This is a genomic window from Amorphoplanes digitatis, from assembly GCF_014205335.1.
In the GTDB taxonomy this organism is placed as follows: domain Bacteria; phylum Actinomycetota; class Actinomycetes; order Mycobacteriales; family Micromonosporaceae; genus Actinoplanes; species Actinoplanes digitatus.
Genome location: NZ_JACHNH010000001.1, coordinates 8,762,294 through 8,777,140 on the forward strand (window position 1 = coordinate 8,762,294; position 14,847 = coordinate 8,777,140).

Sequence of the window (14,847 nt, forward strand, 5' to 3'; positions counted from 1 at the left end):
TCGGCCGAGCCGAGGGAGGACAACCGACGTGGAGTACACCACGGGGGCGCCCTCGTGGCGACTTGTCCTGCGACGAGCCCTCGGCGGACTGCGCCCGAGGCGGCCGAGCCAGCGCCAGCGTGGCTGGTCGATCGCGGTCCCGTTGATCGGGCTCGCGGCCGGCCTGCTCTTCACGACCTCGGCCACGACGGCCGACGGCACGGCACTGCGCGACGACCGTAGACCCCAGTTGGCTCAGCTTATCGCCGACAAGCGTGCCCGGTTGGAAGACCGCGAGGAACGCGCCGCCAACCTGCGGGCGATCGTCGACCAGGACGCCGCGAAACTCGCAGACGTGGACGAGCCGGTCAAATCCGCCCGCGAACGCGCCGCCGCGATGCGCGGCGGCGCCGGCTTCACCACCCTGCGCGGTCCGGGAATCACGGTCCGCCTGAACGACTCGCCGCAGCGCGCCACCGGCGGCGGCACCGACGCGCCGGAGAACGACGACCTGGTCGTCCACCAGGGCGATGTACAGGCCGTGGTGAACGCATTGTGGGCCGGCGGGGCCGAGGCAATGTCGATCATGGATGTCCGCGTCATCTCCACGAGCGCGGTACGCTGTGTCGGCAACACGCTGCTGCTTCACGGTCAGGTCTTCTCGCCGCCCTTCAAGATCACAGCAATCGGCGAACCCACAGCGATGCATCAGGCGTTGGAGTCCGCAGAGGGAGTCCAGCAATTCCGGGCTGCTGTCGCCGATTTCGGCCTCGGCTATCAGGAAACCGTCGAGAGGAATGTGACTGTGCGGGCGTACGACGGGTCGAGTGACCTCCGATCCGCCGAGGTCACCGAGTGATGGGGACGTCGGACGCCCAGGAGGGCGCGGCGTACTCGGGACGGCGTCGCGCACCCGACGGCGACGCCCAGACGGCATACATCCCCCGGATCACCGACGCGTCGCCGAACGGCATACCCGGCGGGCCGCTGGAGGTGCCGGGCGGACAAGGCGGAACGACGGCCTGGCCGTCCTTGCCGGGCGCCGGTCCGGCCGTTCCGGGCGGAAATCAGCCCCAGCTACCCCAGCAGGACCAACAGGCCCAGCAGCAGGCCCAGCAGGCCCAGTCGCCCCGCCCGGGCGATGCGCCCTCGCCCGCCGACACCGCCATCATCCTGACGGATGCGCCCGGCGGGCCGGGCCTGGACCAGATGGTCGCGCGAGCCGCTGCCGCCGCGCGGGCCGCCGCGAAGGTCGACTCCTCCCCCGTACTTCCGGGCGCCGCGCCCCGGCCGGCCGGATCCGCCACAGGACCGGCGACGGCGGCCCCGCTCACCGCGGCGGCCGCCTCGTTCGGTTCCGGCCCGCCCGCGCCGCCGGCACCCGGCCCCGCCGCACCGACGGCCCCCGGCGCCGGCAATCCATTCGACTTCTTCTCCGCCGCGGCAGAGGAGGCCCCGGCCGCGCCTCGGCAGCCCCGGGGTGTGCCAGCCGATCCCGGCACGTTCGCACCGGCCGATCCCGGCGCTTTCGCACCAGCCAATCCCGGCACTTTCGCTCCAGCCAATCCCGGCACGTTCGCACCGGCCGATCCCGGCACTTTCGCACCAGCCGATCCCGGCACTTTCGCTCCAGCCAATCCCGGCGCGTTCTCTCCGGCCGATCCCGGCGCGTTCTCTCAATCGCCCGCCGGTGACGGGCGGCTGGTAGCCGGGGCGGAGGCGCCGTCCGCCGCCATCGGTCGTCCGACCAACGGCCGCACCCAGGCCTCCCGAGAGGCTCAGCCCGGCGACGACCGCGCATGGGCGAACGGCGATCCCCGGAATCCGCCCGGCGACGTGCGCACGTGGTCAACCGGCGACCCGCAGAACCCACCCAGCGACGTCCGCACGTGGTCGAACGGCGAGGCGCAAAACCCGGCCGGTGACAGCCGCGCATGGTCGAACGGCGAGGCGCAAAACCCGGCCGGTGACAGCCGCGCATGGTCGAACGGCGAGGCGCAAAACCCGGCCGGTGACAGCCGCGCATGGTCGAACGGCGAGGCGCAAAGCCCAGCTGGTGACAGCCGCGCATGGTCGAAGGTAGGTCCGCAGAGCTCGCCCGGCTATGCAGGCGGCGTCGAGGCGCGGTCCGCGAGCGGCTTCGGCGCCCTTCCGGACGGCCGCACGCCGAACGATTTCCCGCGGCCGACCCCGGGCCGCGACGACGTGCCCACAGACCCCGCCGACGCCTACCGCCGGCCGCCAGCGAACGGCACCGGTCCACGGCCGGCGCCCAGCGGATACGGCCGCTACGACAGCGCCCTGCCCGCCGCCCGCGATGATTCGTGGTCGGCCGCGGGTGAAGGCGCCGTGGCCGGTGCCGCCGCCGGCCGCCTGGCCGACGCGGTCCGTGGCGACGCGGTCCGTGGCGACGCGGTCCGTGGCGACGCGGTCCGTGGCGACGCGGTCCGTGGCGACGCGGTCCGTGGCGATGCCGTCCGCGGCGATGGCATCCGCGGCGATGGCATCCGCGGCGATGCCGTCGATCGCCGGTCGGCCGGCGCCTTCCCGCCCGGCCGTGACGACTCCCGGGACGGACTGCGGCGCCGGGACGAGGCACCCTACGACGACCGCGCGGCCGCCGCGTTCGGAGGGCGGCCGCCGATCGACGACCGGTCCGCCGGTCTCGGCCCGGCCGGCCGCCGGGGCGGCGTCGCGCCCCCCGGAACCCCGGCCCGGAGCCACGAACCCGCCGCGCTGAACCAGGACCCGGCGGCCACCGCGATCATCCGCACCGCCGACGCTCCGACGGGCCTGCTCCCCTCCGTCCGGCCCAAGGCCGGCGCCCGGCCGGCATCGGACGTGGGCGGCCCGCTGCGCACGCCCTTGCCACCCGGGCCCGGCGACAAGGGTGCCGCCTCGGTCGCCGCGGCCACTGCCGCGGCGGCCGCCGATCCCGGCGATCCCGCCGGCGATGACGAGGCCGACAAGCCCCGGCGCGGAGAAAAAGTGGTCAAGCTGCGACCGGAACAGACGGACGAGGGTTACAAGAGCGTGTACTCCGAGTTGACCCGCCCCACACTGGGCTCGCGCATCCGGGCCGGCGTGCGGGTAGCCGGCGAGTTGATGATCACCTTCGGGCTGGTCGTGCTGCTCTTCGCCGGTTACCAGGTGTTCGGCAACTCGGCCAAGGTCGAGAACGAGCAGGACACCCTCGCCAATCAGCTCGACGACGAGTGGAACGATCCGACCGTCGCGCCCTCGCAGCAGCCGGTCAAGGCCCCGGCCGCGCCCGGCAAGAATCTGGTCGGGCGGCTCTACATTCCCAAGCTCGGCATGGAGTGGGTCGTCGTCAACGGCGTGCGGCCGCAGGACATCCGGTACGCGCCCGGGCACTACCCGGACACCGCCGATCCCGGTGAGGTCGGCAACTTCTCGGTGGCCGGCCACCGGATCCGCAAGATCTTCTGGCGGCTGGACGAGCTGAAGCCCGGCGACGTGATCGGGGTCGAGACCCGGTCGAACTGGTACGTCTACAAGGTCAGCCGCAGCGAGGTCGTGAAGCCCTCTGCCGTCGAGGTGGTGGCGCCGGTGCCGGGCAGGCCGAACGCCAAGGCGACAAAGGCGATGCTGACGCTGACCACCTGCAACCCGAAGTTCAACAACTACCAACGACTCATCGTGCACGCCGAGCTCGTCGACACGGTCAAGCGCGACGCCGCGCTGCCCGGCGCCGGCAAGCCGGACGAGATGAAGAAGAAGGCGTAGGGAGGGCTCGCGATGTATGCCTGGATCTGGCGCAAGCTGCCCTTCGGCCTGTGGGGCCGGCTCACCGGCTCTCTCGTGCTGGTCACGATCGTCGGCGCACTGCTCTGGTACGTCGTCTTCCCGTGGGCGACGCCGCTGCTGCCGTTCGACGACGTGCAGGTCGGCACGGGTACCGAGCAGGGCGGGCCGGCCGGACGGGATCCGAACGCGGTGCCCGGCGACGACGCCGAGCTCGGCCCGGACGAGATCCCCTACAACGAGCACTCGAACGAACCCGAACCGACTGCCAGCTAGGTGACCCCGTGCGCATCCTCGTGATCGACAATTACGACTCGTTCGTCTTCAACCTCGTGCAGTACCTCGGTCAGCTCGGCGCCGAGTGCGAGGTGCGGCGCAACGACGAGATCACGGTGGCCGACGTCGGCGACTTCGGCGCCGCGGGGATTCTGCTCTCCCCCGGACCGGGTACGCCGGACCGCGCCGGGATCATGATGGACGTCATCTCCGAGTACGCGGGCAAGCTGCCGATGTTCGGCGTCTGCCTGGGCCACCAGGCCATCGGCGCGGCGTTCGGCGGCACCGTGACGCGGGCACCCGAGTTGCTGCACGGCAAGACCTCCGCGGTGCGGCACAAGGGCACGGGCGTGCTGGCGGGCCTGCCGGACCCGTTCACGGCGACCCGCTACCACTCGCTGGCCGTGCTGCCCGAGACGCTGCCCGGCGAGATCGAGGTCACCGGCTGGACCGAGTCCGGCGTGGTCATGGCTATGCGCCACCGGACGCTGCCGATCGAGGGCGTCCAGTTCCACCCGGAGTCGGTCCTGACCGAGGGCGGACACACCATGCTGGCGAACTGGCTGGCCTCCTGCGGTATGCCGGAGGCGCTCGATCGGGCGCCGGAGCTCGCCGCCGAGGTGGAGACCCGCCGCCGCTCGGCGTTCGCGACCGCCTGACCCGCACCGGGATCGACGAAGACGAAGGCCCGGCCGCCGAGTGGCGTCCGGGCCTTCGTTCTACCTGGCTGTGATCAGTTGCCGAGCAGGCCACCGACCGAGTTGCTGTCGACGGTGCCGCCGCCGTCGCCGCCCGGCGGGGTCGGCGTGCTCGGGTCCGGCGTACCGGTGTCGTCCGGGTCCGGCTCGGCGATGACGGTCAGCGTGATCTCGGTGTTCTTGGACTTCTTCGACCGCGCGTCCGGGGTCTGCGCGACCACGGTGCCCGGCACGCCCTCCTGGTCCGACGTCTGGATGGTGATGTTGTTGAAGCCCGCGTTCTGAAGCAGCGCCTTGGCCACTTCCTCGCTCCGGCCGACGACACCCGGCACCTCGAAGAGGTTGCCCTTCGAGATCTCCACCGTGATGGTGGTGCCGGGCTTGACCTGCTTGCCCTCGTCCTCGACCTTGAGCACCTGGCCGGCCGGCGCGGCGTCGCTGACCTCCTTGAACGAGGCCTCGAGTTTGGCATCGTCCAGCGCGGCCTTCGCCTCGGCACGGCTGCGGCCGACGAGGTCGCCCGGTACCCGGGTCAGCTCGGGGCTGGCGCACATGCTGATGGTCACGGTCTGGTCGACCGCCAGCGGCGTGTTCGCGTTCGGGTCCTGCTTCGCGACCGTGTCCTTGCAGTCGTCGGTCACCTCGGGCGTGCCGAGGGCCACGTTCTGGAAGCCCGCGTCCGCGAGCTTCGTCCGGGCGTTGCTCTCCGAAAGCCCGGTCACCTTCGGGACCGGCTTGGACACCGCCTGCTCGGGCTCCTTGTCGTTGTTCGCCAGGATCAGGCCGATGCCCAGCGCCACGACGGCGAGCACGCCCAGCGCGGCGAGCACTGCCATCACCCAGGACGACGTCCGGCGCTCCGGCTGCTGCGGCCCGCGGGGGCCGCCGGCCGGGATCGCCCGGGTCATCGCCGTCTGCTGGCGCGTCGGCGCGCCCGACATCGCCATCGTCTCGGCCTCGGACATCACCGGGGTCGCCATCACCGGGCGGCCGGAGACCGCGCGCAGCGCGTCGGCACGCATCTCCTGCGCGCTCTGGTAGCGGTTCAGTGGGTTCTTCGCCAGGGCCTTCAGCACGATCGCGTCGACGTCCGGCGGTACCTCGCGGTTGATGTCGCTCGGCGCCTTCGGGTCCTCGCGGACGTGCTGGTAGGCGACGCTGACCGGGCTGTCACCGACGAACGGCGGGTGCCCGACCATGAGCTCGAAGAGCACACAACCGGCGGCGTAGACGTCGGAGCGGGCGTCGACGGACTCGCCGCGGGCCTGCTCCGGCGACAGGTACTGCGCCGTGCCGATGACGGCGCTGGTCTGCGTCATCGTGGTGGCACCGCTGGCCAGGGCCCGCGCGATGCCGAAGTCCATCACCTTGACCTGGCCGTTCTGCGTGATCATCACGTTGCCGGGCTTGATGTCGCGGTGGATGATGCCGTGCCGGTGGCTGAACTCCAGCGCGGCGCAGATGTCCGCGGTCATCTCCAGGGCGCGGCGCGGCTGGAGGCGCTGCTCGGCGGCGAGGACCTCCTTGAGGGTCCGGCCGTTGACGAACTCCATCACGATGAACGGCAGCTTCTCGCCGGTCGACGACACCTCTTCACCGGTGTCGTAGACGGCGACGATCGCCGGGTGGTTCAGCGCAGCGGAGTTCTGCGCCTCGCGGCGGAACCGCTCCTGGAACGTGGCGTCCCGGGCGAGGTCGGTGCGCAGCATCTTGATGGCTACGTCGCGGCCGAGGCGAAGGTCGCGGCCTTTGTGCACCTCTGCCATACCGCCATAGCCGAGCAGCTCGCCGACCTGGTACCTGCCACCGAGCAGGCGGGCCTGCGCCGTCATAGCGTCTGTCGTCCTTCGGTCGCGTGGTGCAGGTTGCCCGGAGCGGCAGCCTGCTTCGGAAGACGGTACGACGCCACCGGCGTCCACTGCGCGGCGGAGCCCGCCCCGGCGATCGTGGGCCGGTCGGCCAGGTCGCCTATCGCACCGGTATTGCCCTGTTTAAGCAGGAACGAGATGACACCGGCGCAGAGCAGGACCAGAAGTGCGAGGACCACCGCCAGCACGATCAGTACCTGCCGGCCGCCGGAACCCTCGGGCTTGCCGCCCTGAATCGGGTGATGCTGCATCGGCGGCGCCGACGGGTGCCGGTATGGCTGCTGTGCCGGCGGCACCGAGGCCGCTCCGCGCGCCTGACCGCCCGAGACCGGGCGGGGGATGGGCGGATAGGGCGGCCGGGCCTGGCCCGAGACCGGATGCCCGGGCGGGCCCGAGGCCGGTGCGCCCGAGTGCGGCCGGTTCATCGCCGGACCGGCCGGCTGCGGGTGCCCCTGGCCGGAGCCGTTGACGGCCTGCTGATTTATCTGGGTGGTCAGGGACGAGGCGGCCTGCCGGGCCACGGCGGCCATCGCCGAGGCGGTGGGCCAGCGCGCACCGGGGTCCTTGGCCAGCGCCCGGTCGACGATCGCACGGACCGCCGGCGGGATGTCGGCGGGCAGCGGCCGCGGGGTGTCCCGGACGTGCTTCATGGCGATCTCGATCGGCGTCGAGCCGTCGAAGGGCCGGTGTCCGGACAGGCACTGGTATGCGACCACGCCGAGAGCGTAGACATCGGAGGCGGCCGTGGCGACCGCTCCGGAGGCCTGCTCCGGTGAGATGTACGACGCCGTGCCCAGCACCGAGCCCGCCACGGTCAGCTGCCCGACAAGGGCGGACCGGGCGATGCCGAAGTCGGTGAGCACCAGCGTGCCGTTCGGGCGTACCAGCAGGTTGCCGGGCTTGACGTCGCGGTGCACGATGCCGTTCGCGTGCGCGGCCTGTAGCGCGTCCGCGGCCTGCGCGACCAGCGCCATCGTGCGCGCCGGGGTGAGCCGGCCGACCCGGCTCAGGGTGCGCGAAAGGGCGTCGCCCTCGACGTACTCCATGACCAGGAACGCGAGCTGCTGGTCGCTGCCGTAGTCGTAGACGTCGACCACGCCGGGGTGGTTGATGGTGGCCATGGTCCGGGCCTCGCCGCGGAAGCGCTCGGCGAAGCCGGGCTCGTCCAGCAGGGCCGGTAGCAGAATCTTGACGGCGACCGTCCGGCCCAGCACCTCGTCGGTGCCGCGCCACACGTCGCCCATGCCGCCTCCGGCGATCCGCTCGTCCAAGCGGTACCGGCCGCCGAGGGTGACCCCAGGGCTGATCATCTCAGTCCCCTCCCCGGCCCGCCGCGGCCTTCATGATGAGCCCCGCGATCCGGGCCGCCTCGGCGCTCGCGTGACCGCCGGGCACGTTCTCCAGCATGACGCAGACCGCCGATACCGCCTCGCCCTTGTCGTTGAAGGCGAATCCGATGAACCATCCGTGGTCGTCGGCCCCGACGGCGTTCTGCGCCGTGCCGGTCTTGCCGCCGACCTGGAAGCCGTCGATCTGCGCCGCCTTGCCGGTGCCGTTCTCGACGACGCTGACCATCATGTCCTTGAGGTCGCTCGCGACGTCGCCGTCGATCGGCGTGCGCAGCGTCTGCGGGCTGGCGTTGTATATCGGCCGCCGATCGGGGCTGAGCAGCTGCTGCACCAGGTACGGCCGCATCTGCCGTCCGCCGTTGGCGACCGTCGCCGCCATCAGCGCGCCCTGCATCGTCGTCATCCGGACGTCCTTCTGCCCGATCGACGACTGTGCGAGCGCGGCCTGGTCGGTGCTGCCGTCCGGGTTGGCCATGGCGCCGGTGTGGCTGGCCGCGACCGGCAGGCCCGGGCCCTCCAGGTTTCCGACCGTCAGGTCCTCCTGCTCGAAGCCCCACGCCTGCGCGGTCTTCATCACCTTGTCGCGGCCGAGCTCGACGCCGAGCTGCGCGAAGCCGGTGTTGCAGCTGTCGGTCAGGGCCTCCTCGAGGGTGACCTTCGAGCCGGGGCAGGTCTCCGCCTCCGAGTTCTTGATCGGAGCGCCGGAGCCGGGCGCGGTGTAGGTGGAGCCGGCCGGGATCTCGGTGCTCTTCTCGTAGCCCTCCTGGAGCGCGGCCGCCGAGACGAGGACCTTGAAGGTGGAGCCGGGCGGGTAGGTCTCGGACAGCGCGCGGTTCAGCAGCGGCTTGTCCTTGTCCTCGTTCAGCTTCTTGTACTCCGCGGCGGCCGCCTCCGTGTCGTGGCTGACCAGCGGGTTCGGATCGAAAGTCGGGAACGACACCATCGCCTGCACCGCGCCGGTGCTCGGGTCGATCGCCACCGCGGAGCCCTTCTTGGCGCCGCGCTCGTTGTTGGTGACCTGCTTGTAGGCCGTCTCCTGCGCCTTGGGCTTGACCGACAGCACGACGTTGCCGCCGCCGGCGTTGTCGCCGGTGAACATCGCGCTGACCCGGTCGGCGAAGAGCTTGTCGCTGGCGCCGGAGAGGAACTCGTTCTCGCTGCGCTCGATGCCGACCTCGGCGATGTTGACCGGCTTGTAGCCGATGATCGGCGCGTAGAGCTTCTTCTCCGGGTACACCCGCAGGAACTTCAGCGTGCCCTCGGTGGCCTTGTTGATCGCGAGACCCTGGCCGCCGACCTCGATGACGCCGCGCGGGACCTGGTACTCGGCGACCCGGACGCGGCCGTTGTAGTCGCTGGTGCGGTAGTCGTCGGCCTTGTAGCCCTGCACCCAGTTCAGGTTGGCGAAGAGCAGGCCGAAGAGGACGAGGATGACCACGCCGGCCTTGCGCAGAGGTGCGTTCACGGCCTGATCACCTCCGTCATGGCGCCGTGCAGCTGGGCGGGCGGTTGCTTCGGTACACCGGGCGATGCCGCCGGGCCGCCGGTCGTCGGCCTGCGTGCGGCGTCGGAGATCCGCAGCAGCATCGCGATGAGCAGCCAGTTCGCCATCAGCGACGAACCGCCGGCGGACAGGAACGGCGTGGTCTGACCGGTCAGCGGGATCAACCCGGTGATGCCACCAAGGATGACGAAGACCTGCAAGCCCAGGGTGAACGCGAGGCCGCCGGCGACCAGCTTGCCGAACGAGTCGCGTACCGCGAGAGCCGTCCGCAGGCCGCGCTCGACGATCAGCAGGTAGCAGATCAGCAGGGCGGAGAGGCCGAAGAGGCCGATCTCCTCGCCCATGCCGGCGAAGATGAAGTCGTTGCGCACCTCGGGCACGAAGCCCGGTGAGCCGGCACCCGGCCCGGTGCCGAACAGCCCGCCCGTCCCGAGCCCGAGCAGGCCCTGCACCAGCTGGTAGCTGCCGCCGACCCGCTCGTAGTTCTCCGAGGCGAACGGGTCGAGCCAGACCGTCGCGCGGTCGTAGAAGTTGGCGAACGGTCCGCCGACCGCGGCGCCCAGCAGGTACGCCAGGTAGACGCCGCCGAAGAACATGACCAGGCCGATGATCAGCCAGCTGGCCCGCTCGGTGGCGACGTACAGGGTCACGACGAACAGGCCGAAGTAGAGCAGCGCCGTACCGAGGTCTTTCTCGAACACCAGGACCAGCAGCGAGAGCAGCCACACCGTGACGACCGGGCCCAGGTCGCGGCCGCGGGGGAAGTCGATGCCGAGGAAGCGGCGGCTGGCCAGCGAGAGCACCTCGCGCTTGCGGACCAGGTAGTAGGCGAAGAAGGAGACCAGGGCCAGCTTCGCGAACTCGCCGGGCTGGATCGAGAACGCGCCCATCTTGATCCACAGCTTGGCGCCGTTGACCTCGGACAGGCTGCCCGGCAGCACCGCCGGGATCATCACCAGCACGATGCCGACCAGGCCCAGCGTGTACGCGTACCGCGAAACGGTCTTGTGGTCCCGCACGACCAGCAGCAGGATCGCCGCCAGCACCACGGCCACCAGCGTCCAGGCGAGCTGACGGCCGCCGGCGCCCGCGAAGTAGCCGGGCACGGGGTCCTTGTCGGCGATCGACTTGGCGACGTCGAGGCGGCGCAGGAAGCCGACGCCCAGGCCGTTGATCAGCGCGACGGCGGGGATCAGGACCGGGTCCGCGTACGGCGCCACGTAGCGGACCACCAGGTGCAGGCCGAGGAAGAGCACGCTCAGCAGCGCGGCCGGCACCCAGAAGGTCGGCGTGATCTCGCCGAACTGGTTGGCCTCGACCGTTGCCCCGTACAGGGCGACGATCGCCATCGCGAAGGCGAGCAGGCCCAGCTCGGCGTTGCGGCCCGTCTTCTGGCCCGGGACACGCGGCAGCTCACCCGTGGGAGCGGGTGTGGGAGCCGGTACGGCGGGCGCGGTCAAGAAGGAGTCCCCAGACTTCGGTGGGCGGACGCTCAGTCGACGGGTCGGCACCCGACCGGGTCGATGACCGGCGGGGCAGAGTCCGAAGGCGGGGCGTCCGGCGTGGTGGCAGGCGCGAGCGCCGGCGCCGAAAAGGGTGTGTTCCGGCCGGGAGACGGTGTCTTCCCTGCCGCGGACGGTGCGCCGGACGGGTTCACCGGCTGCGTCACCGTCGGCGCGGGGCTGCTCGGCGAGCAGATCGGCTTCAGGTTCGGGTTGGACGGCTCATCGCTGGTGAGCTCGGCCAGCCGGCGGCGCGCGTCGGGCTGGCTGTCCGCGTGGATGCCCTCCTTGACCCGGGCCTGCGCGACCAGGGTGAGGTCGTCCAGGCGGGCCGGGCTGGTCTCGTGGACGCTCGACAGGTCGAGGCCGGCGATCTGACCGGGCACGCCACGGTAGATCGCGAGCTGGCCCTGCGGCGTAGCGCCGACGTAGTACTGCTTCTGGGTGTACTGCCAGCCCAGGTAGAGGCCGCCGCCGAGCACGCCGAGCAGCAGGAGCACCAGCAGGCTGGTCCGCACCGGGTGCCGACCCGGCTGCTCCGGCTCGTCCCGCTCGTAGGCCGCCCCCTCGGGCTGCGCGGGCCGCGGCGGCGCCTGGAGGGCCGCCGCGCGGGCGGCCGCGCTGGACGAGTCCGCCACCGTCGAGTTGCCGCGGTCGCGGGCGGCCGCGCCGCCGACGATCGGTGCCTGCTCCATGATGTCGGCGTCGGTCGCGTCGGCGATCACCACGGTGATGTTGTCGGGGCCGCCGCCGCGGAGCGCGAGCTGCACGAGCCGCTCCACGCAGACCTGCGGATCCGGGATGTCCCGCATGCTCTCGTCGATGGTCTCGGCGCTGACGACGCCGGAAAGACCGTCGCTACAGATCAGGTAGCGGTCACCCTTGAGGACCTGGCGGACCGAGTACTCCGGGTCGATGTCCCGGCCGTCGAGCGCGCGGGTCAGCAGCGACCGCTGCGGGTGGCTGCTCGCCTCCTCCGGACTGATCCGGCCCTCGTCGACCAGCATCTGTACGTAGGTGTCGTCCTTGGTGATCTGCGAGAACTCGCCCTGGCGCAGCATGTAGGCGCGCGAGTCGCCGATGTGCACCATGCCGATCTTGCTGCCGGAGAAGAGCACCGCGGTCAGCGTGGTGCCCATGCCCTCCAGGTGCGGATTGGCGTCGACGGTGTCGCGCAGGGTCTGGTTGGCCGTGCCGACCGCGTGACGAAGGGCGTCGACCAGCGCATCGCCGGGTACGTCCTCGTCCAGCGGTGCCATGGCCGCGATGACGATGTTGCTGGCGACGTCACCGGCGGCCATGCCGCCCATGCCGTCGGCGACGGCAAGGAGCCGCGGTCCGGCGTAGACGGAGTCTTGGTTTCCGTCTCGGATCAGACCGCGGTCGCTTTGGGCGGCGTAGCGCAGGGTCAGGGTCATGGCCGTAACTCAAGTGAAGTGCGGCCGATCCGGATCGGCACGCCAAGGGGGACGGGAGTAGGTCCGGAGACCTTACCGCGATCGAGGTAGGTGCCGTTCGTCGAGCCGAGGTCCTCCACGAACCACTGGCCGTCCCGCGGCACGAGCCGGGCGTGTCGAGCCGACGCGAAGTCGTCGGTGATGACCAGCGTCGAGTCCTCCGCCCGTCCGATAGTAATCTGAGCCTCACCGAGCGTGATCCTCGTGCCGGCCAGCTGACCGGCGGTCACGACGAGTTGCCGGGCCGCCTTGCCACGCTTCGCCTTCGCGGGCCGGCCCTGCATCACCGCACCACCCACGCCTCGCGGGCTCGCGACGATGCTCTTGGACCGGACTCCGGCGAAAAGGTCCTTTCGGATGACCCCCACCACTGTGAACACAAAGATCCACAGCAGGACGAGGAAGCCGAACCGAGCGACGGTAAGGACGAATTCTGGCAAGGTGCCTAGCCGTCCACTCGGAACGTAAGCGTGGTCGTGCCCAGCTGGATCATGTCGCCCGGGTTGAGTGCCACGGCCGACACGCGCTGGCCGTTGACCATCGTGCCGTTCGTCGATCCCAGATCGGTAAGCACGACCTGGCTGCCGTCGTAGTCCAGCCGGGCATGCCGACGGGAGATGCCGACGTCCGGCAGGCGCAGATTCGCCTGGTCGCCGCGGCCTATCACCGTCGAGCCCATCTGCAACGGGTAGGTGCGCCCATCGCCGGACACCAGGCCGACATTGCGGCCGTTGTGCCCATGCTGCTGGTACCCACCCTGCTGCTGCTGGTCGTACGGCGAGTACGCCGGCGCAGCGTCGTAGGCGGGCTGCTGCACCGGGGCGACCTCGCCGCCGGTGTACACCTCCGCCGTGACGCGGAACATGCCGGTATCGAGCCCGTCACCGCGCTCGATCTCGACGATGACATCGCCGTAGACAGTCCAGGCCTGCTCACCGATGAACTCGGCCTGTGACTGAGCCAACTCCTGGGCCAGCGCGGCGGCATACGGCGCCAACCTGCTGTGGTCGTACGGCGAGAGATCGATCACGTAGCGGTTAGGCACCAAGGTACGGCCACCGGCGAGGATGGCCTTGTGTGCCTCGGCCTCCCGCTGCATCGCATTCAGAATCTCCACCGGGTGCACGACACCCTTGAACACCTTCGCAAAGGCCCCCTCGACCAGGCCTTCCAACCGCTTCTCAAAGCGCTGCAGCACGCTCACCGGCTCCTCCTCGGGTTCCGAGGACATGATGGTATCCGGCCGCCGCTTCCGCATCTCTACGCAGAGCAGCCGGTCGCTCCTGACCCTCGTATTGCAGCCCCTGACGCCGTGCTAGTCTTCCCTGGCGTCACGGGCAGTATCTGCTCGCGGTGTAACGAGGGACAGCGTAGTCTGTTCCGGCTAATTGAATGCCACGGGGATGTGGCGGAATGGCAGACGCGCACGGTTCAGGTCCGTGTGTCCGAAAGGACGTGGGGGTTCAACTCCCCCCATCCCCACGATCGACTGGCCGGCCCTTGTCCGCGGAAAGCGCGGACCGGGGCCGATCGTCATTCCGGCTCCGGGGGCCGAGCCCCCGGAAGCCCCGCGCTGTAGTGGTCGCGCGGAGCGTGTCGGTTGCGCGGTGCCTCCTTGCGCGCAGCGTGTCCGTTACGCGGTGCACCTTGCGCGGAGCGTGTCGGTTACGCGTGCTCCTTGCGCGGAGCGTGTCGGTTGCGCGGTGCACCTTGCGCGCAGCATGTCGATTGCTCGGTGCCTGCATACGCGGAGCGTGTCGGTTGCGCGGTGCCTGGTCACTCGCAGCGTTTCGGTCACTCGCAGCGTGCTTACGCGGAGCGTGTCGATCACCCACACGTTGGTCACCCGTAGCGTGTCGATCACCCGCAGGCTGATCACCCGCAGGCTGGTCAGCCTGAGGCTGGTCGCTCGGACGGTGTCGGTTGTGGGGAGATGGCCATGTCGGTGAAGGCCGAGGGCAGCAGTGTGGGGCTTTGACCCCACGCGCCCTCGCTCCACCCACCCGACGCCACGCAACCCGCCCGGCGCGACCGGTCGGCTGCATGCATCCACGCCCCGGGTGACCGCTCAATCCATCCACCCAGCACCTCCAGGGTGACCGCTCACTCCACCCAGCCGGCACCTCCGAGGTGACCGCTCGCTCCGCCCAGCCGGCACCTCCGAGGTGACCGCTCGCTCCGCCCAGCCGGCACCTCCGGGGTGACCGCTCGCTCCGCCCAGCCGGCACCTCCGGGGTGACCGCTCGCTCCGCCCAGCCGGCACCTCCGGGGTGACTGATTGCTCCGCCCAGCCGGCACCTCCGGGGTGACTGATTGCTCCGTCCAGGCGGGGCCTTCGGGGTGACTGCTTGCTTCAAGCCGCACGGCGCACCCTCTCGGGTGAGCGCTCCGGGACGTGCGAGTTGGCGGGGGCGGGTGGGTAGGGGCGTGTTGGCGGGGCGGGGTGGGG

At 71.0% G+C, this 14,847-nt stretch carries 11 protein-coding genes and 1 tRNA gene; 5 read left to right on the forward strand and 7 right to left on the reverse strand.

Going from position 1 to position 14,847, the window contains the following annotated elements; translation table 11 throughout:
- The first annotated feature begins 28 nt into the window (after positions 1-28).
- From BJ971_RS38825 to BJ971_RS38840, 4 genes are read left to right on the forward strand one after another with little or no spacing between them, the layout of a single operon-like run.
- Positions 29-838: a DUF881 domain-containing protein gene (locus BJ971_RS38825; RefSeq protein ID WP_184998265.1), complete on the forward strand. Its 810-nt coding sequence runs from the start codon at positions 29-31 to the stop codon at positions 836-838.
- Positions 838-3,726, forward strand: coding sequence for a class E sortase (locus BJ971_RS41895; RefSeq protein WP_260415207.1), 2,889 nt, complete (start codon positions 838-840; stop codon positions 3,724-3,726). Before BJ971_RS38825 ends, BJ971_RS41895 begins: the two co-directional genes overlap by 1 nt.
- A 12-nt stretch (positions 3,727-3,738) precedes the next feature.
- Positions 3,739-4,020 (forward strand): hypothetical protein, encoded by a 282-nt coding sequence (locus BJ971_RS38835; protein WP_184998266.1) that lies wholly within the window; start codon positions 3,739-3,741, stop codon positions 4,018-4,020.
- Between the two features lie 8 nt (positions 4,021-4,028).
- Positions 4,029-4,679, forward strand: a complete 651-nt coding sequence (locus BJ971_RS38840) for an aminodeoxychorismate/anthranilate synthase component II (protein ID WP_184998267.1) — start codon at positions 4,029-4,031, stop codon at positions 4,677-4,679.
- A gap of 74 nt (positions 4,680-4,753) precedes the next feature.
- Here the strand turns inward: BJ971_RS38840 and pknB are convergent, their stop codons facing one another.
- The 7 genes from pknB to BJ971_RS38875 all read right to left on the reverse strand — a co-directional run bounded on the left by pknB (position 4,754) and on the right by BJ971_RS38875 (position 13,629).
- Positions 4,754-6,550 carry a Stk1 family PASTA domain-containing Ser/Thr kinase gene (gene pknB, locus BJ971_RS38845; RefSeq protein ID WP_184998268.1) on the reverse strand — a complete coding sequence of 599 codons (1,797 nt, stop codon included), beginning with the start codon at positions 6,548-6,550 and terminating at the stop codon, positions 4,754-4,756.
- Positions 6,547-7,896 (reverse strand): serine/threonine-protein kinase, encoded by a 1,350-nt coding sequence (locus BJ971_RS38850; protein ID WP_184998269.1) that lies wholly within the window; start codon positions 7,894-7,896, stop codon positions 6,547-6,549. Before BJ971_RS38850 ends, pknB begins: the two co-directional genes overlap by 4 nt.
- A 1-nt stretch (position 7,897) precedes the next feature.
- The gene (locus BJ971_RS38855) at positions 7,898-9,400 is read right to left on the reverse strand and encodes a peptidoglycan D,D-transpeptidase FtsI family protein (RefSeq protein WP_184998270.1); all 1,503 of its coding nucleotides are present in this window, start codon (positions 9,398-9,400) and stop codon (positions 7,898-7,900) included.
- Positions 9,397-10,788, reverse strand: a complete 1,392-nt coding sequence (locus tag BJ971_RS38860; RefSeq protein ID WP_184999325.1) for an FtsW/RodA/SpoVE family cell cycle protein — start codon at positions 10,786-10,788, stop codon at positions 9,397-9,399. The genes BJ971_RS38855 and BJ971_RS38860 overlap by 4 nt, the downstream gene beginning before the upstream one ends.
- A gap of 143 nt (positions 10,789-10,931) precedes the next feature.
- Positions 10,932-12,359 (reverse strand): PP2C family protein-serine/threonine phosphatase, encoded by a 1,428-nt coding sequence (locus BJ971_RS38865; RefSeq protein ID WP_184998271.1) that lies wholly within the window; start codon positions 12,357-12,359, stop codon positions 10,932-10,934.
- Complete coding sequence (locus tag BJ971_RS38870; protein ID WP_184998272.1) at positions 12,356-12,838, reverse strand: FHA domain-containing protein FhaB/FipA; 483 nt, start codon at positions 12,836-12,838, stop codon at positions 12,356-12,358. The genes BJ971_RS38865 and BJ971_RS38870 overlap by 4 nt, the downstream gene beginning before the upstream one ends.
- Before the next feature lie 5 nt (positions 12,839-12,843).
- Positions 12,844-13,629 carry an FHA domain-containing protein gene (locus tag BJ971_RS38875; RefSeq protein ID WP_041840475.1) on the reverse strand — a complete coding sequence of 262 codons (786 nt, stop codon included), beginning with the start codon at positions 13,627-13,629 and terminating at the stop codon, positions 12,844-12,846.
- 168 nt (positions 13,630-13,797) lie between these two features.
- Between BJ971_RS38875 and BJ971_RS38880 the strand changes: the two genes are divergently transcribed.
- Positions 13,798-13,880: transfer RNA gene (locus tag BJ971_RS38880), tRNA-Leu, on the forward strand.
- Positions 13,881-14,847 lie beyond the last annotated feature (967 nt).